Source organism: Vibrio sonorensis (genome assembly GCF_001854765.1).
Classification (GTDB): domain Bacteria; phylum Pseudomonadota; class Gammaproteobacteria; order Enterobacterales; family Vibrionaceae; genus Vibrio; species Vibrio sonorensis.
The window spans coordinates 173,648-199,532 of the sequence record NZ_LJJE01000063.1; the positions used below are offsets into that span (position 1 = coordinate 173,648).

Consider the following 25,885-nt stretch of genomic DNA (forward strand, 5'->3'; position numbering starts at 1 on the left):
TTCTCTATTGCTTATCGTCGATATACGATTAATCAGGTCGTTTAAAGTCCGAAATTTGCTGTTTAGTTAAGTGTGCTGGCCAACAGTTTTTCGAAGGCATGGATTTCACTGCGATTAATGCGATAACACACCTTAGGGGGCCTAGGCTCACTAATTATAAAGTCCGCTTGTTTCAGAATTCTTAAATGTTCTGACACTGTTGATTGCGCCAAACCCAGTTTAGAAACCAGATCGCCATTCAGACAGCCATTGGCTTTATCCATGGCAATTAGAATACGCAAGATCCGAACTCTCGCTGGATGAGATAGGGCTTTAGCTTTTGCCGCTAGTTCCTCTTCTTGTTGGATGCAGTTTGCATCAGTTTTGAAAATGGAATCATCGGTTACTTGGCATTGGCTCATAAGTTCAATCCTTAATCGTCGAATCGCGATAAAGGATACTCTGATTCATTGGATTTTCAACCTTGTCACCCACGCGCTTGCGTCAGTTCCTTGATGTCTTTTTTGTTGATGAACGTAGTTAAATAATGTATATCAATGAGTTGCAGGATAATAATTGGTCTCATGAAGGCCTTAACACTCAGTTTGTTCAGTATCGATACAAGCGAGTCACAGAGAAGCCACTAGACGTTCAATCAATTTTGGTCTACCCAAACTTAGTATTCGATTAGAGGTGTTGTTTTACTCTCAATCTTCGTTTTCTGGCCTAACACCAGAAACGATAGTCGAATCTAGCTTTATATTTTCTAAGTAGGTGAACATGCGCACATTACTATTGGGCCTTTTACTATTTGTTACTGTTGGCTGTAGCGTCGAAGATGACGCTAAGCCGCTAACTCCCAGTCCATTATGGGTTCAAGGTGAACTAGATAATGGATTGAAATATCATATCTATCCACTGGAGTCGAAGCCCGTCTCTATCCGTTTGTTTGTGAATGTTGGTTCGCTGGTGGAAACAGAGCAGCAGCAGGGCTACGCTCACTTTGTTGAGCATATGGCTTTCAATGGTAGTAAACATTTTACTTCCAACGATGTACTTAAACTCTTTGAGCAAAATGGATCGTCATTTGGCGCCGATATCAATGCGTATACCAGTTACAAAGAGACGGTGTACAAACTTGAAGTCGTTGACAAATCAAAGTTGGATAAAGGTCTGCTCTGGATGCGTGATATCTCTGATGGACTCACTTTTGCGCCCGAAGAGGTAGAGAAAGAAAAAGGCGTAATTTTTGGCGAGTTTAGACACTCTCGACCAGAACAAAAATCGTTTATCGATAAATCGTACCAGGATTTGATCTCGGGCTCCGCCCTAGAAAATAGAGACCCACTAGGAACAAAAGCGATAGTACAAGCGGCAACGTCTGAATCTCTAAAGGCGTTTTATCAGCATTGGTATCAGCCACACCTAAGCCATATTGTGGTCACTGGAGGTGTCGACGCGAAAGAAGTAGAAGCCTTGATTAAAGCAAAGTTTGAGAGTTGGAAAGGGGACGCAAAACAAACTCTACCAGCGAAAGCACCTGTTGCGATCAACTACCAAGATTTTGTTGCCCACGCAGGTGTTAATGAGCCATCAACAATAGATTTATTGATCCCACGTGGAACGCATTTGGTCAACGATGAAAGTTCAGTGCATCAGTCTATGTTTGATAGCCTGTCCAATGACCTGATATACCGAAGAATCAGTCGCGTTTTTAACGACTCCTCGATACCACTTGCCAGTATGGACGTCAGTTGGTTTAGCATGGAGCTAGATCGCGTCCATCTGATACACCTTGGTTTTGCTCCGGAATCGCGAGATAAGGCGCAAGAACTTCTGTTACACACGTTGGCATCACTGCGCGATCACGGCGTTTCTCAATTGGAGCTAGATAGTGTGTTAACGAGTTCGCAGCAAGAGCTAGATAACTTGGACACTGATTGGGATCTGATTTCAGCGGAAACGCATGCCGATAACCGAATCCAAACCATAAGCTATGGCCAAATCAAACAATCGAAAGAAGGCTACAAATCAACACTTAGCAGTTTTATTGCCAAAGCAAAACTGGAAAAAGTGAATGAGCAACTAAAGAGCTTGTTGAGCACTAAAGCGAGTTGGCACATGGCGGCGGACTCTAAGGAGAGTATAGAGGCTATAGAAAAAGCGCTGCCAATGTTAAAGCAAACGCTAGCGGAAAAGGGTAAAAAACCGCTAATTTTTAAGGTGAGTGACTCTGGGCTTGAATCGCCACCGGTTACTGGAGAAATAGTTGCGGCCAGTGAACAGAATGGCTTTTATCGGTGGACACTAGAAAACGGTATTGAAGTTTGGTACGAGCGAGATGAAAAAGCAGGAGATCAAGCCTATACCGTTTATTCGGCCAAGGGTGGAATAAGCGCGCTACCTGAGGCGCTTTATCCCTCGTTACAAGTCGCTGGGACAGTAATTTCGCGAAGTGGCCTTGGTGATTTTGATGGCTCAGAGCTGGACAGCTATCTAAGCAAGGAAGGTATCGCACTGTATCCGTTTGCTTTCTACACATCTCACGGTTTTGAAGTTACTTCTCCAGCGGACAAAATCGGCGATGCGTTTAAGACGATTTACAATGCATCGGCTCATATTCGCATCGATGATCGTCAGGTAGAGAAAGCGAAGAAAGAGTTTTACGACAATCGCACGCAGTACTTGAAGTCGCCTGAAGGCCAAATAGGCCAAACGGTTAACCGTAACTCTTATCGAGATTCCAGTATGCATTGGTTACTGTCTGGTGCTGAAATTTATTCAGTAATGAGCGATCAAATACGGCAAACACACCGTGAGTTATTTGGTAAGTTCCACAATCAAAAGCTGGTTGTTATCGCCAATTTAGATCCAGCAGACATCGCTGAAGCGTTAAGGCGCTACATCGCTCCCATTAAGTTTGAAATAGCTGAGCAGAGGCCACTTAACATTGGATTTAAAGACGAGATAAAGCCAAAAATTACCTCTGCAATTAACAACGAAAACAATACGGTTTACGTGATGAGAGTGGTCCAACCCGACGCCCCTTATCCCGGTGCGATAACCCCGTTCGTCGATGATATGTTGTCTCGCGTGTTGACACAGAGGCTTGATAAATTCGTTCGTGAAGAAAAAAGCTTGGACTACGCTCCGGCGGCATTTTCTTTGCGCTTTGATGGTGAACCAATTAATGATTGGTACTTCGAAGCGAGAGTAGAAAACGATAAATTAGAAACGCTTGAGAACGCGATGGATAAAGTTATTACCGACCTACTGGCGGGTGTCACTCAACAAGAAATCGATAGTGTTTCTAAGCAGTTGGTGGCCGATCTTTTGCCTTTGGAAAACGACTACATCCAGCGAGGTTGGTTTTACGCTCGATATCTGACTCATGGTTATGGTTTAGATATTATCACCAATGTCGAAACATCGATTCCGACCATTACGTTAAATGATATTCAGAAGCGCATTGATCAGAGTTTTGGAGAAGGGAGCATGACTTCGAAATACATCTTTACGCCGACGAAGTAAAACGGCAAATAGAAAAGTGGCATTCGCCACTTTTTTATTATTTACAGATCTGCTTTTACTTAACTTGATTCTACGGCGTTTTATTCGTGTTGAAAGCTACTGTGCTGGATAAAGTGGTCTATCTGTTCTGGAACAAAGCGACTGTAGATTATACTGGTATGGGTTTGGCCAGTGATAATGTGGTCTGTCATCCCCTGAATTCGAGTCTCTTCTACTGTCACCGTGCCATCAGAAAGAGTATCGTTTTCCATCATTAGTATGGGGCGAGCACCTAAAGCAACATTGCCAGCAATACTGCCCAACTTTTGGGGGTAACACCATTCGTCTTGGTGATTCTCCAGCCCATAGTCAGTGGCGTTACCCAAAATAGCACCAAGTCCTAGATCTTGAAGTCGGTGGACAATTGACGCCCCTTGAAGAGGTGAACCAATGGCTACAGCGTGAGAAATAAGGTCGACAGAAGGTTTGCGTTGGGCTAGGTAGTGTTTGATCATCAACCCACCTAGACTATGGCCGACCAGCACATTGGTCATACTCGGGTCAATCGCTTTGTCTATAGCGCGAAAAACCTTCTCTTCATCAATGGCAAGTGTGTTGTAGGTGATAACCTGACTAATATAACCAAGTTTACGTAGCTTCTGACTAAGGGGCTGCATGACGATACCGTGCATATATAGACCGTGAAGCAATACGATTTTCATACCTCTCTCCCTGAAAAGTTAAGGCACACTCCTATAGAGTGTGCACTTTGTATTCTAAATGCGCGTAAAGCGGAAACTCTGAAGTGGCTGTTCTTGTCCATCTAAAAATGCGTAAGACGTTAGGGTCCATACTTGCTGTCCGGCGAAACTCAATTCCAAACGCGTATCTGCAGTTGCAATGTCTTGATATATAACATCATTTATATTTGTAGGGTAGAAGTTATAGCGATTGCTATTGGCGTTAAATTCTCCCGCAAAGTTGACATCAACCTGTTTTGCATTGTTGGCAACGGCCAGTTGGTAACCTTTTTCAGGGGTAAATGAGAACTGTGCAGTTAGGTCTATACCGTGCTGGTTGGTTATCGCTACGTCTGCTTGTGTTGTTTTTGCCAAAGAGCCGACAGCACTTAGTTCATTGAGCTGAGACTCGTGGCTACCGTGATTCTGAATGTTGACGTTCCACTCACCGACAAAGTTGTCTAGTTCACTCCAGTTGCTCAGAGCAGTCTGGTTGTGACTGCTGTTACCTATTTTGCTAAGCGCATCGTTGCGATTGTCGTCGCGAATGTTTTCGCGATTGTTTTGAATGTCTGCCCCTGCGCCAGCGACACCACCAGTAACGCCTCCCGCAATGGCGCCTTTAACCGCAAGTTCAGGTTCGCCGGTTAATGCTCCTAAAGTAAGCCCTAATAAGGCTCCTCCAGCGGCTCCTTGCTTAGTTAAAGCATTTGGATCGTCCTCACCCGGTGTAACACACGCCGTAAGAAGAGGAAGGCTAATAGCGGCACAAAGTGCAGAAAGTTTAATGTTGTTCATACACAGTTCTCAAAGTTAATTAGTAAAAGCTGTGTCAAGACTAGAACACTAATGTCAGGAGATTATTATGAACGCTGTTTTATTGTATTTCAAATTGTTTCCACTATTTGTGAATAGCCTTAGGTATAAGAGACTGGAAATAGACTAAACTTTAATAATTACAGTTAATTACAACTTGTTTTAAAGGAAAAATGTCAATATGGAACCAAGAGTGAGTATTATTACCTTGAGCGTGTCAGACCTTGCGCGCTCTTATGAGTTTTACACGGCATTGGGTTTAACGTCGTCCCAATCACCGCAAGACGGTATCATTTTTTTTAAAACCCGCGGTACTTGTTTAGCACTGTATCCCGCAGAAGCGCTTGGTAAAGATATTGGTGGTGAGTACGCATCGAAGACAAAAGGTTTTTCAGGGGTGACGCTTGCGCACAATACGCGTACTCAATCTGAAGTGGATGACTTGTTGCAACGCGCGGAACGTTTGGGTGGAAAGATAGTGAAGCCCGCTGGAGACGTATTCTGGGGCGGTTACAGTGGATACTTTTCTGATCCCGATGGGCATTTGTGGGAAGTAGCTTATGCAGATAGTTGGCAGTTTAACGATGACGGCAGTTTAGTGATTGAATAGTGTCTTTCTGCTGGTTGAAATGACTTAATAAGGGTAGGGGCTCTCACTACGGGTAGATAGCCCTTTTTTTATCTTTAAGAATTAGAAATAATAGAAGCTATTCTTTCCAAGTATTTAATAATCTTATGCGCGCAGATGATCTTATTCTTTTCGCCCAAGTGGTCGAGCTTGGCAGCTTTAGTAAAGTTGCTGAGTTAAATAACTTGACCAACTCCGTTGTGAGTAAAAGGGTTGCCCGTCTTGAACAAGAAATTGGGGTGCAACTACTTTATAGAACGACGCGGAAATTGACGTTAACCGAAGCGGGTAAAGCGCTACTTAGCGGCGCTAAGAACGTCAAACAAGCGACTCAAGAAGCGTTAGACAAGGTCTCTGGATACGGTGAAGCCATCAGCGGCCACATTAAAATGTCAGTGCCGACGATTTCCGGTGACCTTATTCTCGCCGATGCCGTTGCAGAATTTTGCAATAAACACCCCGGCTTAAGTGTTGATATGTCTTTAGAGAACCGCTTTGTCAATTTGGTTGAAGAGGGTTATGACTTAGTAATTCGAACGGGTTATTTAGAAGACTCGTCCATGATCGCTCGCCATATCTTGGATTCACAATGGATAGTTTGCGCGTCTCCGTCATATCTGGCTCAAAATGGAAAGCCGCTAACTCCAAAGGATCTAACAACGCATAACTGCCTTCAATACGCCTACCAAACCACTGGAGCGGCGGATTGGGAGTTTAAAGGTGATAAAGAGAACTATATCGTACAAGTTTCTGGTAGCTTTTCGACGGACAATGCGACGGCTCTGCGCAAAGCAGCGCTTGGGGGGCACGGTATCGCCTATGTGCCAAGATGCCTTGTCTATCACGATATTCGAGATGGTCAGCTAGTGGATATTTTCCCGCAGCAAGTGGGAAAAAAGTTGGGCATATACGCGGTATACCCCTTTACGCGGCAACCGCCAAACAAGCTCAGGCTGTTAATTGAACATATCAAACAGCGATACTTGGCTATTTCTCACTATTTTTAACGCAAAAGAGCCACTGTTTATTATCAGCGGCTCTTTCTTATTGATACTTAACGTTATTAAGCAGCGACAACTTCTTCGTCTAGATCGAATGACGCGTCAATCAGTTTTCGAGTGTAATCGCTCTTCGGTGAGTGGAAGATCTCTTCAGCAGAACCTTGTTCCATCACTTCGCCTTTTTGCATCACCAAAACTCGGTCCGAAAGGGCTTTTACTACACTGAGGTCGTGGCTGATAAACAAGAAACCAATGTTGTGTTTCTTTTGAATATCTTTAAGCAGGTCTATTACCGTTAGCTGAACAGAGCGATCAAGTGCAGAGGTAGGCTCATCGAGAAGAATAAACGATGGCTCCAATATTAGGGCTCTTGCTATCGCGATACGCTGTCGTTGACCACCAGAGAACTCGTGTGGGTAACGGTTGATTGAATTCGGGTCTAGGCGCACTTCTTCCAAAGCCTTACGCGCGCGTTGCATGCGTTCAGCTTTTTTCATTTCTGGCTGGTGAACTGTTAGTCCCTCAGTGATGATATCGCCCACTGTCATTCTTGGAGAAAGCGAACCATATGGGTCTTGGAATACCATTTGGATGTCTTTTTTAAGCTCAAAGCGCTCTTTATCACTCAGTACTGCAACGTTACGACCTTTAAAGTGGATGCTACCCGTGCATGGCAGCAGTCCGATCAAGGCTCTACCCAAGGTCGATTTACCTGAACCGGACTCTCCTACGATTCCCAGCGTTTCCCCTTGCTTCAGTTCAAGAGAAATGCCTTTGACCGCTTCGAAATACTGGTTTTGGCTCTTAATAAAGTGCGATTTCACTAGGAACTTAACGCGGATATCTTCGGCTTTTAGCAAGTCGTTCGCGTGTTCATCAATCGGGTCTTTTGCCCCTTTTGGAATAGAGTTGATTAGCATCTTGGTGTAGTCGTGCTGAGGAGCGGCGAACAACTCGCTACAAATACCTTCTTCAACTACATCGCCTTTACACATCACCATAACGCGATCGGCAAAGTGCTTAACTACGCCTAAGTCGTGAGTGATGAACAAGATTGCCATCCCCATCTTTGCTTGGATCTCTTTGATAAGAAGCAGTACTTCGGCCTGAACTGTTACGTCCAGTGCTGTTGTAGGTTCGTCAGCGATCAAAATGTCTGGTTCGTTAATTAGCGCCATTGCATCATAATACGCTGTAACTGACCGCCGGAAAATTCGTGAGGATACTTAGTGTAGGCCTGTTCGATGTTTGGCAAATGAACCAGTTCGAACAGTTCTAGTACTTTTTTCTTCGCTTCCGTTTTGTTGACGTTACGGTGGCACATGATGGCTTCCGCTACTTGGATACCCACTCTCATGTAAGGGTTCAATGACGTCATTGGTTCTTGGAAAATCATACCAATACGGTCACCGCGTATGGTTAGCATCTCTTTTTCTGGGGTATTGATAAGGTCTTTACCTTCAAAAACCGCACTTGAACCTTCACGAATAATCGCGTTGCCCGGTAAAAGCTGCATCAATGCGTTTGTGGAAACTGATTTTCCGCTACCCGACTCACCAACGATGGCTAGGGTTTCACCTTTGTAAAGGTCGAACTCAACTTTCTTAACGGCATCTACAATACCGTCGTTAGTGGTAAAACTGACCGAAAGATTTCGAACAGATAGAATTGGTTGTGACATTGTACTTCCTTATCAATTTATCACGTGGGCTTCTTGCGCCCCCGCGTTTTGGTACTTAAGTGACGAGAAATGATGATGAGCGCGCTGAACGTGTTCAAACTCTAACATCCATTCGGCGTTTCGCTGGGCACTGCAAAATGCACCCATATGGCGTAACAGGTCTTCACTATGTTTCTCAAGAACGGTGGCAGTGGAATCGATTAAAGACCCTGTTTCAAGGGAGATAAATTGCAGCAAGCCATAAGCTTGGTTTAATGCATCGAAAGCTCGTTGCTGTTGTCCTAAACGATTTAGGATCTCCGATTGAGAAACAGTGGCGTCTCTTAAACCCGTCAGTAGACATGCAAACTGACAAGGTTTGGTCTCCTCATCACTAATTGCAGAGTGAATATGGCCGGGCATGTATCCTAATACCTGCTCGTAGAGGTAATGGGCTTCAGGCCAATGCCCCTGTTCTAGCAATTGTTCGGCTTTTAGATAATGTGACCAGCATTCTTGTAAATCCATGAAGGAAACTCCGCAAAAACAAACGCTGATATTTAAATGCAATTCATTAACTATTGCAAATAATTATCATTTAAATGTTAGTTTTTGCTTCGAAATTGAACGATATTTGAACACTTAGTGTCAATTACGCTGTAAGTCACTAAAATGTAAATGAAATCAAACTACACTCATAAAATAACCAACAACAAAGTAAGCGGATGGGGAGAGGGCGATGGCGATAAACAAACTGAAAGCTGAACAGCTCTATCATAGTGCGCAGCTAGAAAAATTGGAGAGTAAGTCAACTAAGGAACTGGCTCCAATAGACGAAATTGTCGGGCAAGAGCGCGCTCAGAAAGCCGTTGAGTTTGCTATGTCCATAGAGGAAAAAGGGTACAACATTTACGCTATCGGCCAAAATGGGCTGGGTAAGCGTACCATGATACTGCGTTATTTGAATCGCCATAAACACGATGGCGACGCTCTCTATGATTGGTGTTATGTCGCCAACTTCGAAGATACTCGGACTCCCAAGGTGCTTAAGCTACCTTCTGGTGTCGGTACGCGATTGAGGCAAGATATTGAAAAATTAATGTCGAAGCTACTTAAAGCGATGCCACTTGCCTTCGACAACGAACTTTATTACAGCCGTGCCGATAAACTCAAAGGGCAGCTAGAGCAGAAACAGCAGACTGAATTAGAAAACATCAGTAAAGAAGCGAAAACCAAAGATATTAGCTTAACCATTACGTCCCAAGGCGACTATCAGTTTGTCGCTATGAATGGTGAAGATCTCCATACTGAAGATTCTTTTGATGCGCTGAGCAAAAAAGAACAAGAAAAATTCGGTACCAGTATTGACGAGCTAGAGGTGCGCTTGCGATCTATGGTAAGGCAACTTACCGAGTGGGAAGAGGCGTACAGCGAGAAAATTAAAAAGCTCAACGATGACGTAACGCTTGATGTTATTACTCACTTTATCAAGCAACTTAAGGTCGACTATTCGCCTTATCCGGAAATCAAAAGTTATCTGACCGATTTGCAAAAAGATATCGTTGAAAATGCTGATATCTTCTTAGAGCAAAGTAATGAGCAAGGTGAGATAGCGACCGCCTCACTAGACAAAAAACTGCCTAGAAGGTACAAAGTTAACGTTCTTGTAAGCCGAAAAGATGAAAGCTTCCCAATCGTGGTGGAAGAGAACCCCAACTACCACTCACTGTTTGGATATATTGAAACAGCAACCTTTAAAGGCACCGTGTTTACCGATTTCTCCCTGATCAGAGCGGGTAGCCTGCACAAAGCTAACGGTGGTGTCTTGCTGATGGACGCCCAGAAGGTGCTAGAGCAGCCGTATGTATGGGATGGTCTAAAGCGCGCGCTAAGGTCAAGGCACCTAAGTTTTACTTCGCTAGAAAAAGAAGTCACGCTGACGGGTACTGTCTCACTAGATCCTGAGCCAATACCTTTAAAAATCAAAATTATCCTGTTCGGTGACTATCGCACTTACCAATTACTGCAGCACTACGACCCAGAGTTTAGCGAGTTGTTCAGAGTGACGGCTGACTTCGAAGATGAGATGAAGCGCGATGACAATGCTGAACTGCAGTACGCGAAATTCATCTCTAGTGTTGTGAATGACAATAACATGCTTCACTGCGACAGAAAGGCGATAGCTCGTATTATTGAGCACAGTTCTCGCTTGGCCGGAGACCAAAATAAACTGTCATTGCACTCTGCTAACATCGCCAACTTACTCCGCGAGTCTAATTACGTAGCGCGGCAAGCCAACTCAAACATGATTAGACAAAGCCATGTTGAAGAGGCGCTGAGCAACCAAGAGCTAAGAGTCAGTCGTCTGAAAGACAGCGTGATGGAAGGCTTTGTTAATGGCACCACCCTCATTCGCACCGAAGGGAGCGCGATAGGTCAGGTGAATGCTCTTTCGGTATTGAGTACCAGTGAATATATGTTTGGCGCGCCCAACCGAATCACCGCCACGACTTGTTACGGTGAAGGGGAGGTTATCGATATAGAGCGCAGTGTCGACCTAGGTGGCAGTATCCACTCGAAAGGGGTGATGATTTTGACTGCTTATTTGTCTTCGGTATTTGGCAAAACCGCACGAGTGCCATTGACGACGACCATTACCTTTGAGCAATCTTATGGTGGTGTGGATGGCGACAGTGCCAGTATGGCGGAGTTCTGCGCGGTTGTGTCTGCGTTTTCAAAGCAAGCAAACCGACAAGATATCGCCATTACCGGCTCGATGAACCAGTTCGGGGAGTCCCAGCCTATTGGTGGCGTTAACGAAAAAATAGAGGGCTTCTTTGACGTTTGTACTATCAAAGGCAGGAACAAAGATCAGGGTGTGGTGATCCCAAGGGCCAATATGCACAACTTGATGTTAAGGCCTGATGTGGTTAAAGCGGTCGAAAAAGGGGAGTTCCAAATCTGGGCTATTGACCACGTTACCGAAGCGATAGAACTCTTTACAGGTAAACCTGCTGGTACACCTAGCGATGAAGGGAGCTATCCAATCGATACGATATTTGGAATTGCACAGGCCAAGCTAAACGCTCTGAGAAAGTAAATTTGTTTTTTGGGTGAACAAAGTAAAAGTCCGGCGATAAACCGGACTTTTTTAATTGGCGATATTCATTGTAAGCTGCACATCAAGGGAGAGCTTAGCGAGCTTTTTGCTCAAGGATTTACGCGCTCTTTCCAATTCAGCAATTTCAATGTGTTTTTTGTTGGTATGAACGTCAATATTAATGCGCAGTTCTCTTCCAACTTTCGTAACACCCACTAGTTCTATGTCTTGCTCTAGCTTTCGATCAGCCTCAAGGATTTCATGGTCTACAGCACTGCATATTTCCTTGCTCGGTCTCATCATTAACAGTTCTTTAAGTGAATCGATGACCATTTGGGCTGGCACTTTAACAAAGTAAAAAGACATGACTATCATCATGATCGGGTCGGCATAAACCGCATAAGCGGAAAAAGGGGATAACGACACTAACCAAGCAACAACAAAACCCAATGTCACCGCAACGCTTAGCAAAGTGTCCATTTGCCACTGTTTAGCTTCAGCATCGATAAGGCCAGACGAGAAACGTTTAGATTTTCTGGCGATGTACCACCAAGCATAACCGCAACCGAGCACGTTGATAACGCCAAACAGAGTGGCTAACGAAGGATCGACTTCACGACCACCATTGAACATGGCGACGACGGCGGAATAAAGAGAATAGCTAACAACAAGTAGAATAACACTACCCTTGATAGCGATTACCACGGGTTCTAGTACGGCCTTACCAAAGGGAAAATAGTTTGAAGAAGGCGCGCTAATGTATTTTGAGACCGCAAGTGACAATAAAGTTAACAGCAGACTGACTAAAGAGTAAACGCCATCAAAAACGATAACTAATGAACCAACCAGTAATCCAAGTACCAGCCCTCCAACCGCAAAGCCTGATGCTAAAAGCGCTGAGAAGCCTAAGATTCTATTTTCATTTTTGCTGGTATTGGCACACATACAGGACTCATAGTCGATAAACACCTTTCTATTGTTCGCATATGAGCAGAATTAAACAATGAAAGTATGCCATTCCGGAATGGTGTGCATGTACAATTATTAGCAAAGTCTTTTAATTACAGTATCTTACAGTGATTATAGTGTGCCAGTATTTTTGACGCTGACTGATATTTAGCCAGTATAGAGGTTAAAAATCGAATAAATATTCGTTTAATTGATCGGCTAACCAAGTCATGGCTGGGTGTTCATTCATGCCTACAGCAGTAAACATGCAGTAGTCTTCTTGGTTTAATCCGTAGGTGTGTTTGATAACGGCTAACTCTTGCTTGCGCAGAAGATGGCGAATTAAAGGCTCAGGTAGAACGCCCCAAGCATTTTCGGTCAGTATGGTGCTCAGCATGTAATCAAAACTAGAAAAACCAATATGACGATTAGAAAGAGGCTCTAGTTCAGGGTTGTCTTTTTCGCTTAAATAAACCATCAGCGCTTGCATTGAACCTCTCAGATCTTCGTCGGTGACTCGGTTCTTTTTGCTCAATGGATTACTGCTTGCACATACTGACATCATTCGAATCTTACCCAGAGGATGAGAAACGGTGTGAGGATCGTCGATTCGTTCGTAATCGACACCGAAGGCAAAGTCTACTTGATGTGTCATGACAAGGTTGGATAGTCACCGCTAGACGCGAGAACAATGTTAAACGAGGTGGCGGGAAACTTGTCGTTTATCCGGTGCGCTAACTCCTGCCACATGTCGTCGGGAAGGGAGTCATCACGCGCTATCCATATTTCTGCGTTAAACTCCCCGCGAACTTGGGCGCAGGTCTGACGTATTCGGGACGTCGTAATTAATAGGGACTGGCAATCTTTATAGATGGCTTTTCCCGCTTCGGAAAGCGTTACATTATTTCCTGAGCGAACAAATAGCTCTATGTCGAGCTCTTTTTCTAGTGCTTTTATTGCCATGCTTAGTTTGGTTCGATTGCACTCTAGCTGACGAGCAGCCTCCGATACAGAACCGGTATCCGCGATAGAACAGAAGGCTTCAATTTGAGTTAAGTTCATAGGCTAGCTTTGATCCATGAGACGCAATCGTTTATTGAAAGAATCTTAACCAAAAAAAGGGCAATTGTCCGTTTTATTAGGGATAAAGCTATGAAGAGACATAGGTTTTGGTTTACTCTTGGGGCAGATGCCAAGTGCAAAATGTTATAGGGAGATCAAGATGACAATTGATTGGGATGCTCTTGCAGCGGACTGGGATAATCAAGAAGCGACCGCAGAGTACGCAGCCAAAGTATTTGAGTCACTACGCCAAGTGTACGATGTGAAAGGTAAGCACGTACTCGATTTTGGTTGTGGAACAGGGTTACTAAGTGAAAAGCTGGCCCCTGTTGCAAAAGATATCGTAGCTCTCGATGCGTCAGAATCGATGATCGAGCAGTTAGACACCAAACAGTTAGACAATGTTGAACCAGTGGTAGACATGCTCACACGTGGTTTGGTGGCTATGCATCCCGCGTTCCGCGGTCAATTTGATCTCGTTGTTGCCTCATCGGTGTGTGGGTTTTTAAATAACTTTGCTGATATTGCCGATATTGTTTTTAGTATTTTGGAAGAGGACGGCGTGTTTGTTCACTGGGATTGGTTAGTCGACAGTGACAACCTAGGCAGTGGTTTCACCGAATCTAAGGTCAAGCGCGTATTGACCAGCGTCGGCTTTTCTGAGGTTCAGGTCACTACCCCATTTTCTGTAAATACACCTGATGGCGAAATGCATGTGGTCATGGGGATTGGCAAAAAGTAGTCTTTGATTTCCTTTTTGTATACAAAACCCAGCCTAGGCTGGGTTTTTCGATGATCAACAAAGGAATAGATAGGGTTTAGCGAAACAGTTCAGAAATCTCATCTAAGACTTCGGGGTTGGCGATGGCCCCTCGATTCACGACCTGCTGCCCATGCACCACCTGTTTTACGGCAAGTTCGACCAGTTTGCCAGACTTAGTTCTAGGCACGTCGCTTACTGCATAAATACGACCGGGTACATGTCTGGGTGAACAGTGGTTTTTAAGACGATTACGGATTTTCTCTTGTATGGATTCATCAAAATCCAAGTGTTGTGCGACTTTTACGAATAGGACAATAATTTCATCGCCATCCACCAATTGCCCAACAGCAACACTGTCTAACACTTCATCTAATTGGTTCACCTGCTGATAGATTTCTGCTGTACCTATGCGAATACCACCGGGGTTTAATGTCGTGTCGCTTCGTCCGTAAAACACCATACCGCCGTTTGGCGTTATTTTCACTTCGTCACCGTGATGCCACGTATTTGGAAAACGACTCCAATACGCGTTGTGATAGCGTTCGCCGTCGTCGTGCCAAAAACCTAGCGGTTGATTTGGGAAACTGTTTAAGCAGACGAGCTCTCCCCTTTGATTGACAACGGCAACCCCAAGGTTGTTGTAGGCTTGTACATTCATACCTAATCCCGGCCCTTGGCATTCTCCTCGATACACTGGAGAGATGGGGTTACCTAGTACAAAACACCCGCAAATATCGGTGCCACCTGAAATTGATGCAAGATGGAGATCCGCTTTTATCGCTGAATATACAAAATCAAATTGCTCTGGGAAAAGTACCGAACCAGTAGAACAAAGGGTTTTGAGGTGGGTTAACGAATAGTATTGGCAGGGGTCATAGCGAGCTTTTTCTAACGCTTCTATATATTTAGCGGAAGTGCCGAACAAGGTCACTTCCGCTTCTTCTGCGAGATCCCACAGGCAGCCCGCCATAGGGTACATAGGGCTGCCGTCGTAGATGACCAGTGTTGCGCCACTGGCTAGCGCGGAGACGTGCCAGTTCCACATCATCCAACCGCAAGTTGTGTAGTAGAATACTCGATCTTTTGGTTGAACGTCGCAGTGCAGTTGATGTTCCTTTAAATGATTGAGAATTGTTCCGCCTACTGAATGAACTATGCACTTCGGCTTACCGGTTGTTCCCGATGAATAGAGAACAAACAAAGGGTCATTAAAGGCAACTCTTTCATAACGCAGTCCGCGGGGAATATAACTGGCTAAAATGGCTTCCCAATCAGAAAAGGATTCGTTGTAAAAGGTGTCGCTGCCACCTGTCTGTAAATAGTCAATCTGACAAGTGTTTTCGATACTGTCGATAGCGTGAACAAGCTGGCTGTTTTTCTCTTCCATCATGTGAGTTTTACCACCAAACGAATAGCCGTTGCAGCAAAACAGTATTTTGGGTTTGACTTGACCAAAGCGTTCAATAACGCTGTCGACCCCGAAGTCTGGCGAAGTTGACGTCCACATCGCGCCCAAACTGGTTGTGGCTAACATGGCAACGATAGTTTCAGGCATATGGGGTAGGTATCCCGCCACGACGTCACCGCGCTCGACACCGTTCTGTTTAAGCCATTGCTGCAGAACCGAGACTTGGTCGCAAAGTTGTTGCCAAGTTATCTTTCGGCTTTGGCCTCTTTCGTTTTTAAACCAAATTGCAATTTCATCTGGTGCTTGGAATGCGTAAGAGAGTAGATTTTCTGCATAGTTGAGTTGAGCTTGAGGGAACCATATAGTGTCACGGCTGGAGTAAAACTCACCCCATTTGGCAATGGCCTCCCCGTGAATGCAGTCGCCCTTGTATCCGATCACATCGCAGAACTGCCAAATCTCCAACCAAAAGTGCTTTTTGTTTTTGATTGACCAATCATGGAGCATTTCAAAATTGTCTATATGCTCGCTTTGCATATTTATATGTTTGATAAATTGCTGAATATTGGAGTCTTCGATTCGTTGCTTGCTTGGAACCCAAAGCGGTAGAGAGTCTTCCATGACGTCCTCGCGGTATGATCCTAATGCCTTAAATAAGTCTTGATGATGAACTAGCTAAAGTCAAACTTTTACCGATAATCATATTGCTGAAAAATAAGAAGAAAACGCAGTTATGTAAAATAATTGTTACAGATCTCGGCGTTAGACGTAACAAGATCAAATTGGCAGCAGAGAAAGGAGGGGATAGGCTTAATGTAACGATATTGTTAAGGAGTTTGCTATGGCGAAGTATGTCTCCAAACCAGTGAATTCTAACGGCTTAATAGCGTGGGAGCCCCATGAAAATGAGGTTTGGCGCGACTTAGTATCAAGACAGCTATCCATAGTCCATCAACGAGCGTGTAGGGCGTATTTGGATGGTCTTGATATGTTAAAGCTTCCACGGGATCGCGTACCACAACTTCCAGAAATCAATGGCGTTTTACTAAAACAAACAGGCTGGCAGGTAGAGCCTGTTCCAGCGCTTATTAACTTTGATCGATTTTTTGGGTTACTCGCTGAAAAGAAGTTTCCAGTGGCCACTTTTTTGAGAAGCAAAGAAGAGTTTGATTACTTGCAAGAACCGGATTTTTTCCATGAAATATTCGGCCATTGTGCGATGCTGACGCATCCGGATTTTGCTGCATTTACTGAAACCTATGGAAAGTTAGGTAAGTGTGCAACTGAGCGAGAACGAGTTTTTTTAGCAAGGCTATATTGGTTTACGGTTGAGTTTGGCTTGGTTAAAGAGTCGGGTGAAACAAAAATATATGGCGGAGGAATCTTATCGTCACCCGGAGAAACACTCTACGCTTTAGACAGCGACAAGCCAAACAGAGAAGCGTTCGACCTGTTGACCGTGATGCGGACACCTTATCGTATTGATATCATGCAGCCTGTCTATTATTGCTTGGATTGCATCAGTGACCTATACCTCCTAAGTCAAAAAGACTTGATGAGTGATGTTCATCTAGCGGACAAAAAGGGGCTGTTACCACCTCTATTTAAACCTAAGGAAATCGACCATGCTTGAAGAATTGCGTTGCGAAGCGTGTGGCAAAGAAGCGACACCGCTTAGCAGTAAAGACATTGAGTTGTTAATGACTGAGATAGAGGGCTGGGAGCTCATAGAGAAGGAGGGAGTTCCTCAGCTAGAAAAGCAGTTTCGATTTAAGAACTTTAAACTCGCTTGGGATTTTACCAACAAAATAGCCGAAATGGCGGAAGAAGAGTTTCACCACCCTAGTATTGTCCTAGAGTGGGGAAGCGTGACGGTAACTTGGTGGAGCCACTCGATTAAGGGGCTTCACCGCAATGACTTTATCTGTGCTGCAAAATGCGACCAGTTGAGTCCTTAGCCAAAACATCTTGCTTGCGTTGTTTAACTCCCTAGGCAATTCTCTCTTCAGAATCGACGAGGTGCAAGGCTGGCGGGTTTAATGTTTGAAGGAGCTTACAGCCGGTGACTGGTTTAGATTTGTAGAACCCTTGAATGTAGTCACATCGGAATTTCTCCAAAAGGGCAAGCTGCTTTTCTGTCTCTACACCTTCGGCGACGACACTCATATTGATGGTGTGTGCCATATTGATCACGGCTTCACACAAGTTGTTTGAGGTAATGTTCTCATCGTCGATTTTGCTAACGAACCCTCTGTCCATTTTAACGATATCAACGGGATAGTCGTTTAATACCGCAAGGGAGGAGTATCCCGTTCCAAAATCATCGAGGTAAATGACGAGCCCCATATCTTTTAGTTTTTGCAGGTTTGTCGCGCACACGGCGAATTCGTCTAATAAGATAGATTCCGTTAGCTCGATACCTAGCCTGTTTGCAGGAAAATCACATTCTTTGAGTAAGTGTTCAATTGTGTTTATCACGTGTTGAGATTCAAACTGCTTAGCAGATACGTTGACGTTAAATCGCGGTATCAGGTCTACTTTGTCACTGTGCCACAGGCGTTGAAGCGTTTTGCAGGTCTCTTTTAGCACCCAATCACCAAGTTTAATGATGAGCCCCGTTTCTTCTGCAATCGGGATAAACTCGGCTGGAGAAATATGCCCGCGTTTTGGGTGATTCCAACGTAACAGAGTTTCAAAGCCAACAATAGAATCTGAATGGATGCAGTATATTGGCTGGTACACTAGGTATATCTGTCGCAGTTCGATGGCGACAGTTAAATCTTGTTCGAGCTGAAACCTTTCCTTAGCGTTGTTAAACATGCGCTCGTGGAAAAAGACCACCTTTTCGTGAGTTGAACCTTTGGCATGATACATAGCGGTATCTGCTTCTCGCAGAATGCTGGCGAGATCTTGATCGTGGTCGGTAACAATAGAGACGCCAACGCTTGCCCCAATATGGCAGCTTTGTCCCTGTACTTGATAGGGCGCAGAGAGCAGGCTGGCATAGCGCTCTGCTATGCGGGCCAGTTGATGCTGACAGGTTTGCTCACTGAGCAATACAACAAACTCGTCACCACCAAACCTAAAACAGATGTCTTCATTTCGAGAGTTTTTTACTAGGCGTTGAGCAACTTGTTGTAACAGTTCGTCGCCCAGTAAGTGTCCCATAGAGTCGTTGATCATTTTGAAGCGATCGAGGTCCACGAACAAAATCGAGAACCCTTCTATTTCATTTTCTCGAATGCGCTTGAGTTCAAGCTCTACTTCATTGCTCAACGCTTGTCGATTAAATAGACCTGTCAAACTGTCTTTGATCGCTTGAATAGCTAAGGTTTGCGTTTTCTCTTCGATAACCTTGTCAGACACTCTTAGTCTGATCATGTAAAAACGAACGGCGGTCGAAACCGAACCGGTCAGCGCCATAATAAGAAGGAACGCCAGACCACCGTAGATGAAAAAACCGGAAGAATTACTGATGACAGATAACGAGACATGCCATTTTTGCTTGAGAAGCTGTGGCTCGATTAAATGCTCACTGGACGCTTTGTGCTGGAACAAATGTTCAGTCTTCAAGGTTTGATTTAAGTGAGAGGCAAACAACATGTTGTGATGCTTTTCATCATAGACGGTTAAATCAAAACTGTGAGAGTTGACTTCCTGTTTCCATGCGTGGCCTAAAAATTCGTGAATGACTAAGTTTGCAATAACAAAGCCTAATAGTCTTTCAGATTTATAAACCGGCAGAATCAAGCGCAGGCCAGGCATTCCTTCATGATTAAAGGTAGAAACGGTGAGTCGATTGAAAAAAGCGGCTTCTTCCATTGCCTTTCTGGTTTCGAATTCTGTTTCCATTCGTTTGCCCAAGTAATCGCTGCCTTCAAATTTTGGCGAGGCATAGAGTACTGGAAAAATGATGTCTGAATACCAAGCGTCAGAATTTGGTACCTGCTTCGGGAAGGGGGTAACTTGGTAGCCTAATAACCCCATTTTCCGGGCTCGGATTTCAGTGTTAGCAGTGTCGGCAACGGATACTGCTGGAAGCCAGAGAACGGAGTCAACACCAGTATCTATTCCCGTTCTATTTCTCAAGTAGCTTTCGAACTGAGTGACGGTTGGCGCATTGCTGTTCTTGATAAAGGCAGCGGTAGATTTCATTACTTCGTAGAGATCTTCAGAGGCAAGATCTAGAGAGTTAACCTTGTTGTTAAAGTGGTGATTGACTTGCTCTTGAAGCCGGTTAGTTTCGTAAATTCCAACCGAAATGACAGCACTAATGGCAAGGGAAATACCAGTAGTCCAGATTGCCAGTAAAGATTTGTTAGGAGTACGAATAGACAAGTTAATCTGCGCGCGTGATAGTGAATGTAATTCAGATGATAATGATTCTTACTATAATCGCAAGGTATTATTTTTAAAGGAATCGTACGGAATATTAATAATAAGCAAAGCTTTGCGTAAGCGTTTGTATAATTGGTTTTACCCCAGTTTTTACAAGGGAAATTCCGTCATTGTGGCTGGGATTGATCAAACTTTGCTGTTGTGAGGGCGGTAACTTCGTTGTAGTACTTGTTTTGTAACAGCCAAAGTTTATCTATCAGAAGCTGTATATCTTGCTTCAGGGATTCGTTAAATGCGACGTACTCGGAAGCGGATATGGCATTGACATTAAGCGCCGCTTGATTGCAGTGTCGACTTATCGACACCCACTGAGCTTGTAATTGTTCTATGTTTGGAAAACGCTGACTCAATCTATCAATCTCTATGCGAATTTCCTTGAAAACGCTATCCGAAAGCTCAATCTGACGTTGCATTTTTTTGTGCAACTGAGGTTTGCCCGGAAGCCAAAAACTCGATAGCTCATGGTCGGTGAACTCGATATGGAGAAACTTGTGCTCTTTGTAAACGGTTAAAAAACGATTGAATGCTTCAGCGTGCTGATTGTACCAAGCGTCGAGTGAGTGCTGCTGAGAAACTAGGTTTTGCCAGTGTTGTTCGTCGCAATGTTCTGCGTGAGCAGCCACTGGTAAAGAAATAAAACAAACGGCCGTTAACAATAAAAGCGGTTTTGCCATATTATGGTGTCAAAGGTGTTGTAGGTTCTCCAAAAGTATAGAAACGGAATAATGAAAAAGATAATAATGATTCTGCTGCTAATGGTAGGCATAGCATGTGCTGGCGGTGGATATTACATATTTTACTATAAGCCTCAACAAGATGCTCTTGCGTCTGCAAATGCAGAGGAAGAAGAGGTGGTTGAAGAATCGACTCCAGTTGAGGAGGAAGAAGTTGCACCACCAAAACCAGAAGTAACAGATTACTACGTTAGCCCGCCTAAATTAGGGGTGAGAGAAACCCCAAATCACGATGCATTTATCGAAAGTGTGGTTTATCGCGGTGATAAGCTACACATTTTAGAGAAGCGCGACGGCTGGGGAAGGATTTCGCCTTATTACGTTTATGAAGAAGGGGGACCTGAAGTGGCGGAGTGGGTTCCTATGAACGCTCTGTTAGAAGTCGCGCCAACCATCACCAAAGAAGAGCGAATAGAAACGGTTTCTGCATACATCGAAAAGTCTGACGATTTTAAGCAATATTTTGAGCGCTATATCGAAACCACGGACCGGTTGTTGAAAGAGAAAACCTGCTCCCCAGAAGATTTTGAGGAGCTAGGTGGCTGGGTACGTTCGCTTCGCTATAAAGATCGCGATGTTTATTTTGTTTACTGTGGCGGCTTAAAACAAGCCAACAAAATCTATTTAGATGTTCAAACGGGTGAAATTTTCTATCGCTAGAACAGAGCCGACTAAAGGGTATTTGCTTCTAAGAAATTCACCAATTTAGCCCATGATTTTTCGTCTGCATCTTGTCGATATCTCGGGCTATCAAAAACGGTAAACGCGTGGGGTGCTCCGCTGTACGTTACCATCTCATGAGGTACGCCGTTTTCCTCCAGTTCAACTGCTAGATTCGCAAAATCCGTCATAGTAATGGCTGTATCTGCGGTGCCGTGAAGGACAAGTATCGGGGCTTGAGTATTTTGGTGGCTTTGCCCTTCAGGTGTTTTGAGGCCTCCGTGGAAGGTGACAAACCCCTTGGCTTTCATTCCAGAACGAGCCGACTCAAGAGCTGCTGCGCCCCCAAAGCAGTATCCTACGACGACTACATTGTTAGGGTCTCCCCCAAGTGAAACGGCTTTGGCGAGGCTAAATTCCATTAGATTGCGAAGCTTTTCCCTGTCTTTGTAAAGTTCACCCGTGTGTTGACGCTTGTCTTCAATTTCTGTCGGCCTTACACCTTGACCAAAAAGGTCAACAGCAAACACGTTGTATCCCAGCTCGTTTAACATTTCAGAGCGTTTCACCTCGTAATCGGTTAAACCGTCCCAATCGTGAACCAGTAAAATTAACGGGGCATCTTCACTGACCATAGACCAGTGGCCCTCGTAGTTATTACCATTTACATTGTAAACTGAACTTTGATTGGCAAATGACACAAATGAAATCAGTGTTAAGCACAGTGCAATAGTGATTCTCATATTTCGTCTCCGTCGTTGGTTGTATTAGACTTAACTTTAGTACGAAGTGATAAAAAATAGAGATTAAAAAAGCCTCCCTTATTGGGAGGCGTATTCAGAAATGGAAACAACGACATGGCTTGTGAAAAGATTTCTAATAGTTCTGTATGCGTTGCTTGTTTTGGGTTGGTAAAGCCACAAGCGTGTTTAAGTACGTTGTAAAATGCCATTCCTGAGGTCTTATAGAACGCTCTCACTACGCCAATTCAACTAGCTTTTTAATCATGGCTTCAATGCCACTTGCGGCTTGTGAAATGTTGTCTGCGATCATATATGCAGGGGTAGATAAGACTTTGTGCTCTTGGTCATACACGTAGTCGTCTACGGGGCAAGAAATATGCGCTCCTCCCATTGTTTCAAAGGCTTGTGCGGTGTCACTGTCGTTGCCAATAGTGCCTTTTGTTCCCTTGGGGTAGATCATCGGAATGATTATCGGTGCTATACACATATAGGCTGCGGGCTTTCCAGCTCGGCAAAAACTTCGACAGGCAGAGGCAACGTGGGCGTTAATACTACACTCTGCACCTTTTAGCGCAAAATCAGTGAGGTTTTTCGCTGCGCCAAAGCCTCCCGGTAAGACCAAGGCGTCGAACTCTTCGCTATGGAGTTTACTCACATCTTGAATGTTACCTCGACAAACTCGCGCAGACTCTTGCAGTACGTTGCGCTTATGCTCGTCAACGTCACCGCTTAAGTGATTAATGGTGTGCGATTGCTCGATATCAGGTGCGAAGCAATGCCATGTTGCTCCACTTTTCTCAATGGCGTGTAAGGTGAGAACGGCTTCGTGGATTTCGCTTCCATCGAAGACACCACAGCCACTTAATATGACGGCTACTCTTTTCATGCTATTCCCTTCCAAAGTGCTTAATGACGGTTGCTCGGTAAGCTCAATCTTCCGAGCAAGGTGTCAACGTTATCCATGATTAGGGTATAGCACTGTTTTAAGTGGCCTACTTAAAATTAATCTTTTTGTGAGGAATCTTTCTCGCTAGTGACCTCATGACCCTCTTCGTTCTGAGCATCCTCATCTGATTCGTTATCGTAATGCTTTACCAAAAAGGGTGTGAGCATAACGCTCGATGGTAAAAAGTGCTTCATAATTTCCCCCGAATTTAACTGCTTTTCACTGTTTATAACTTGGATTAACGGACAAGATATTGAGGAGCGTCATAGGTTTAGGGGAAAGTGCTTTGGAATTTGATTACATGAGCTAAGTATCACATCCCGAGTTCTTTATCCCAGTATGCGATATCACCTCCAAGTTTACTGCTAATAAAATCGATAAAAACTGATACTTTTGAAGGTAAGTGCTTTCTTTGCGGAAATACCGCATATGCAGCATGTACGGGTAGCTGATAGTCTTGCATTAGTGGGATAAGATGCCCTGACTTTAAATCTCGTGCGGCAAGAAAAGTGGGCAGTTGACCTATGCCTAAACCAGAGAGCAGTGCTTGACGAATGGCTTCACTGTTATTAACACTAAAACGACCTTTGGGTAGCACTTTGTATTGACGTTTGGACTTTTCAAAGGTCCATTCATTACCCCCTTTGAAATAGGTGTACTGCAAGCAGTTGTGTTGGGTTAAATCCAGGGGAACAATTGGGGCTAAGTGGTTGGCAAGGTAATCCGGTGACGCACAAAGTACGCTCCGACAGGTTACTAAGCGTTTTGCAACTAAGGAAGAATCGGGAAGGTGGCCAATTCTTATTGCTAGATCATAACCGCCAGCGACTAGATCTACCATTTGGTCTTCCAATTGCAGGTCTATTTCGATCTTGGGATATTGGTTTAAGAACTCAGCGATAAATGGCGCAATGTGGTTGATGCCAAATGACATGGGTAAAGTGATTTTTAGTTTGCCTTGCGGCAATCCTTGTAATTCACTTACCGCGTCTACACCTTGTTGTGCAAGGCTGTAGGCTTGAGATACGTAGTCGAAATAACGCTGTCCCGCTTCTGTCAAACTAAGCGTTCTTGTGGTTCTATTTAGTAAGCGCGTGCCCAACTGGTCTTCTAACTGGTTGATGCGTTTACTCAAGGCGGATTTGGTGACTCCAATCTTGTTGGCTGCGAGTGAGTAGCTTCCGGACTCTACCACTGCGATAAAAGCGGGAATGGCATTGAATGAGTGCATATTGTGTAGGTGTGGTTAACAATGAGTTTACGTATCGCTAGATTATCATCTTGTGCAAAACAATATAGACTAAGTTGCTTGATATTGAGGAGTCGATCATGAAGTACGAATGGATTCTGTTTGATGCAGATGAAACCCTTTTTCACTTTGACGCATTTAGAGGGATGCAATTGATGTTTGAACGCCGTGGCGTCGCCTTCGACCAACAGGATTTCGAGCAGTATCAAAAAGTAAACAAACCTCTCTGGGATGATTATCAAAATGGCGATATCACGGCACAGGAAATTAAACACCAAAGGTTTGTGGAGTGGGCCAACAAGTTAAACACCAGTACCTTTGAGCTCAATAGTGAGTTCCTCAATGCCATGGCAGATATATGCACCCCGATCCCTGGTGCATTAGACCTTGTAGAGTCGCTGCAAGGTAAAGCCAAGTTAGGTATCATCACTAATGGTTTTACCGAGTTACAGCAAATTCGCCTTCAAAAAAATGGTATGTCTGATTATTTTGAGCAAGTGATCATCTCTGAAGAGGTGGGTGTGGCTAAGCCCGATATCGGCATCTTTCAGCACGCATTAAACGAGATGGGCAACCCTTGTAAGAGCAAAGTGTTAATGGTGGGAGATAATCCAAAATCTGATGTATTGGGCGGTTTGCAATTTGGCATTGAAACCTGTTGGTTAAACCGATCTGGAAGTCAAACAATTGATGGTATTGAACCTCATTACAATGTGAGCTCTTTGCACGATTTAAAGCGGATTCTTCTCGCTTAAGAATGGCTTATTCGTCTGGAGCGTACATAGATATATAGTGTTTGAGGGATTTGTTCTCTTCCGTTGTGAATCCCTCATCGAGAATGGTGAGTTTTTCAATTCTATCCAGTCTAAAATTTCGGTAGCTATCTCGCAGTTCACACCAAGCGACTAAGGTCCAAACCTTACCCCAAAAGATCTGCCCAAGTGGTTGCAGTAAACGCTTGGTTTGAACACCAGATTCCGCGGTATAGGAAATTTCTACTTTGAGTTTATTGTCAGTGGCGTGGCGAAGCATTTGTCCGCGTTTGGCCGTATCCGACTGAGTGTGGTAATCGGGGACAAGCAAGGGAAAACTTTCCACCTGCTGCTTTAGTTTGTCCGGTAATACGGAAAGTATCTTTGCTGAAGCACTTTTAGAGCCGTTGGCAAGCTCCTCGTCAGACCAAGCTCTTACCATTCGCATGCCAAGTTCTAAAGCCATCATCTCTTTATCGGTGAACATAAGAGGTGGCAAATGTGCACCCGACTTGAGCAAGTATCCAACGCCCGCCTCTCCTTGAATGGGGACTCCTGAGTTGATTAGAGACTGTATATCCCGATAGATGGTGCGTTCGCTGACTTCCATCACTTCTGCCAAGTGATTTGCGGTGACAGCATATCGTTTTGAACGCAACAATGTCAGAAGTTCAAACAGTCTTTCAGATTTACTCATATCATCTTAAATATTTTGATCGTTAAAGAAAAATGGTCGCCTACGAGGTAGAGTGGGCGACCAAAATTATAACCGCACATAAGCGAGCAGG

Annotated in this window: 21 protein-coding genes and 2 pseudogenes; 9 read left to right on the forward strand and 14 right to left on the reverse strand. The window is 44.2% G+C overall.

Annotated elements, in window-relative coordinates:
* Positions 1-62: 62 nt before the first annotated feature.
* Positions 63-401 carry an ArsR/SmtB family transcription factor gene (locus tag BLO31_RS10990; RefSeq protein ID WP_070965990.1) on the reverse strand — a complete coding sequence of 113 codons (339 nt, stop codon included), beginning with the start codon at positions 399-401 and terminating at the stop codon, positions 63-65.
* Positions 402-759: 358 nt separating this feature from the next.
* Here BLO31_RS10990 and BLO31_RS10995 point away from each other — a divergent pair, with 358 nt between their 5' ends.
* Complete coding sequence (locus tag BLO31_RS10995; RefSeq protein ID WP_070965993.1) at positions 760-3,510, forward strand: M16 family metallopeptidase; 2,751 nt, start codon at positions 760-762, stop codon at positions 3,508-3,510.
* 80 nt (positions 3,511-3,590) lie between these two features.
* Here BLO31_RS10995 and BLO31_RS11000 read toward each other — a convergent pair whose 3' ends face one another.
* Together BLO31_RS11000 and BLO31_RS11005 are read right to left on the reverse strand one after the other, a co-directional pair.
* Positions 3,591-4,211 (reverse strand): lipase family protein, encoded by a 621-nt coding sequence (locus BLO31_RS11000; protein WP_070965997.1) that lies wholly within the window; start codon positions 4,209-4,211, stop codon positions 3,591-3,593.
* Positions 4,212-4,265: 54 nt separating this feature from the next.
* Positions 4,266-5,027 (reverse strand): hypothetical protein, encoded by a 762-nt coding sequence (locus BLO31_RS11005; RefSeq protein ID WP_070965999.1) that lies wholly within the window; start codon positions 5,025-5,027, stop codon positions 4,266-4,268.
* A gap of 199 nt (positions 5,028-5,226) precedes the next feature.
* Here BLO31_RS11005 and BLO31_RS11010 point away from each other — a divergent pair, with 199 nt between their 5' ends.
* Together BLO31_RS11010 and BLO31_RS11015 are read left to right on the forward strand one after the other, a co-directional pair.
* On the forward strand, positions 5,227-5,655 hold the full coding sequence (locus BLO31_RS11010) for a VOC family protein (RefSeq protein ID WP_070966002.1): 429 nt from the start codon (positions 5,227-5,229) through the stop codon (positions 5,653-5,655).
* A gap of 125 nt (positions 5,656-5,780) precedes the next feature.
* A complete protein-coding gene (locus BLO31_RS11015; protein ID WP_070966005.1) occupies positions 5,781-6,680 on the forward strand; it encodes a LysR family transcriptional regulator in 900 nt (299 codons plus the stop codon).
* Between the two features lie 56 nt (positions 6,681-6,736).
* Here the strand turns inward: BLO31_RS11015 and BLO31_RS11020 are convergent.
* Together BLO31_RS11020 and BLO31_RS11025 are read right to left on the reverse strand one after the other, a co-directional pair.
* A pseudogene (locus BLO31_RS11020) lies at positions 6,737-8,355 on the reverse strand (ABC transporter ATP-binding protein).
* A 12-nt stretch (positions 8,356-8,367) separates the two neighbouring features.
* Positions 8,368-8,862 carry a hypothetical protein gene (locus BLO31_RS11025; protein ID WP_070966008.1) on the reverse strand — a complete coding sequence of 165 codons (495 nt, stop codon included), beginning with the start codon at positions 8,860-8,862 and terminating at the stop codon, positions 8,368-8,370.
* Positions 8,863-9,073: 211 nt separating this feature from the next.
* On the opposite strand from BLO31_RS11025, the gene BLO31_RS11030 reads away from it, so the two are divergent.
* The gene (locus tag BLO31_RS11030) at positions 9,074-11,434 is read left to right on the forward strand and encodes a Lon protease family protein (protein WP_070966011.1); all 2,361 of its coding nucleotides are present in this window, start codon (positions 9,074-9,076) and stop codon (positions 11,432-11,434) included.
* A 51-nt stretch (positions 11,435-11,485) separates the two neighbouring features.
* Here BLO31_RS11030 and BLO31_RS11035 read toward each other — a convergent pair whose 3' ends face one another.
* On the reverse strand, positions 11,486-12,379 hold the full coding sequence (locus BLO31_RS11035) for a cation efflux transmembrane domain-containing protein (protein WP_070966014.1): 894 nt from the start codon (positions 12,377-12,379) through the stop codon (positions 11,486-11,488).
* Positions 12,380-12,566: 187 nt separating this feature from the next.
* Positions 12,567-13,444 (reverse strand): annotated as a pseudogene (locus BLO31_RS11040) (LysR family transcriptional regulator).
* A 160-nt stretch (positions 13,445-13,604) separates the two neighbouring features.
* Between BLO31_RS11040 and BLO31_RS11045 the strand changes: the two are divergent.
* A complete protein-coding gene (locus BLO31_RS11045) occupies positions 13,605-14,186 on the forward strand; it encodes a class I SAM-dependent DNA methyltransferase (RefSeq protein WP_070966018.1) in 582 nt (193 codons plus the stop codon).
* 76 nt (positions 14,187-14,262) lie between these two features.
* Here BLO31_RS11045 and BLO31_RS11050 read toward each other — a convergent pair whose 3' ends face one another.
* A complete protein-coding gene (locus BLO31_RS11050) occupies positions 14,263-16,236 on the reverse strand; it encodes an acetoacetate--CoA ligase (protein WP_070966021.1) in 1,974 nt (657 codons plus the stop codon).
* Between the two features lie 220 nt (positions 16,237-16,456).
* Between BLO31_RS11050 and phhA the strand changes: the two genes are divergently transcribed.
* Both phhA and BLO31_RS11060 read left to right on the forward strand, forming a co-directional pair.
* Positions 16,457-17,248, forward strand: coding sequence for a phenylalanine 4-monooxygenase (phhA, locus tag BLO31_RS11055; RefSeq protein WP_070966026.1), 792 nt, complete (start codon positions 16,457-16,459; stop codon positions 17,246-17,248).
* Positions 17,241-17,573 carry a 4a-hydroxytetrahydrobiopterin dehydratase gene (locus BLO31_RS11060; RefSeq protein WP_070966029.1) on the forward strand — a complete coding sequence of 111 codons (333 nt, stop codon included), beginning with the start codon at positions 17,241-17,243 and terminating at the stop codon, positions 17,571-17,573. The genes phhA and BLO31_RS11060 overlap by 8 nt, the downstream gene beginning before the upstream one ends.
* Positions 17,574-17,604: 31 nt before the next feature.
* Here BLO31_RS11060 and BLO31_RS11065 read toward each other — a convergent pair whose 3' ends face one another.
* Both BLO31_RS11065 and BLO31_RS11070 read right to left on the reverse strand, forming a co-directional pair.
* Entirely contained in the window at positions 17,605-19,953 is a 2,349-nt protein-coding gene (locus tag BLO31_RS11065; protein WP_070966033.1) for a bifunctional diguanylate cyclase/phosphodiesterase, read from the reverse strand.
* Positions 19,954-20,120: 167 nt separating this feature from the next.
* A complete protein-coding gene (locus BLO31_RS11070; protein WP_070966036.1) occupies positions 20,121-20,687 on the reverse strand; it encodes a hypothetical protein in 567 nt (188 codons plus the stop codon).
* Positions 20,688-20,738: 51 nt separating this feature from the next.
* Here BLO31_RS11070 and BLO31_RS11075 point away from each other — a divergent pair, with 51 nt between their 5' ends.
* Positions 20,739-21,407 (forward strand): flagellar basal body-associated FliL family protein, encoded by a 669-nt coding sequence (locus BLO31_RS11075; protein ID WP_175443211.1) that lies wholly within the window; start codon positions 20,739-20,741, stop codon positions 21,405-21,407.
* 11 nt (positions 21,408-21,418) lie between these two features.
* On the opposite strand, the gene BLO31_RS11080 is transcribed toward BLO31_RS11075, so the two are convergent.
* The 3 genes from BLO31_RS11080 to BLO31_RS11095 all read right to left on the reverse strand — a co-directional run bounded on the left by BLO31_RS11080 (position 21,419) and on the right by BLO31_RS11095 (position 24,327).
* The gene (locus BLO31_RS11080) at positions 21,419-22,150 is read right to left on the reverse strand and encodes a dienelactone hydrolase family protein (protein WP_070966041.1); all 732 of its coding nucleotides are present in this window, start codon (positions 22,148-22,150) and stop codon (positions 21,419-21,421) included.
* Between the two features lie 235 nt (positions 22,151-22,385).
* Positions 22,386-23,036: an isoprenoid biosynthesis glyoxalase ElbB gene (gene elbB / locus BLO31_RS11090; RefSeq protein WP_070966046.1), complete on the reverse strand. Its 651-nt coding sequence runs from the start codon at positions 23,034-23,036 to the stop codon at positions 22,386-22,388.
* Positions 23,037-23,409: 373 nt separating this feature from the next.
* A complete protein-coding gene (locus BLO31_RS11095) occupies positions 23,410-24,327 on the reverse strand; it encodes a LysR family transcriptional regulator (RefSeq protein WP_070966049.1) in 918 nt (305 codons plus the stop codon).
* A gap of 98 nt (positions 24,328-24,425) precedes the next feature.
* Between BLO31_RS11095 and yjjG the strand changes: the two genes are divergently transcribed.
* The gene (gene yjjG / locus BLO31_RS11100) at positions 24,426-25,100 is read left to right on the forward strand and encodes a pyrimidine 5'-nucleotidase (RefSeq protein ID WP_070966053.1); all 675 of its coding nucleotides are present in this window, start codon (positions 24,426-24,428) and stop codon (positions 25,098-25,100) included.
* A gap of 7 nt (positions 25,101-25,107) precedes the next feature.
* On the opposite strand, the gene BLO31_RS11105 is transcribed toward yjjG, so the two are convergent.
* Complete coding sequence (locus tag BLO31_RS11105; protein WP_070966057.1) at positions 25,108-25,794, reverse strand: helix-turn-helix transcriptional regulator; 687 nt, start codon at positions 25,792-25,794, stop codon at positions 25,108-25,110.
* Between the last annotated feature and the right edge of the window lie 91 nt (positions 25,795-25,885).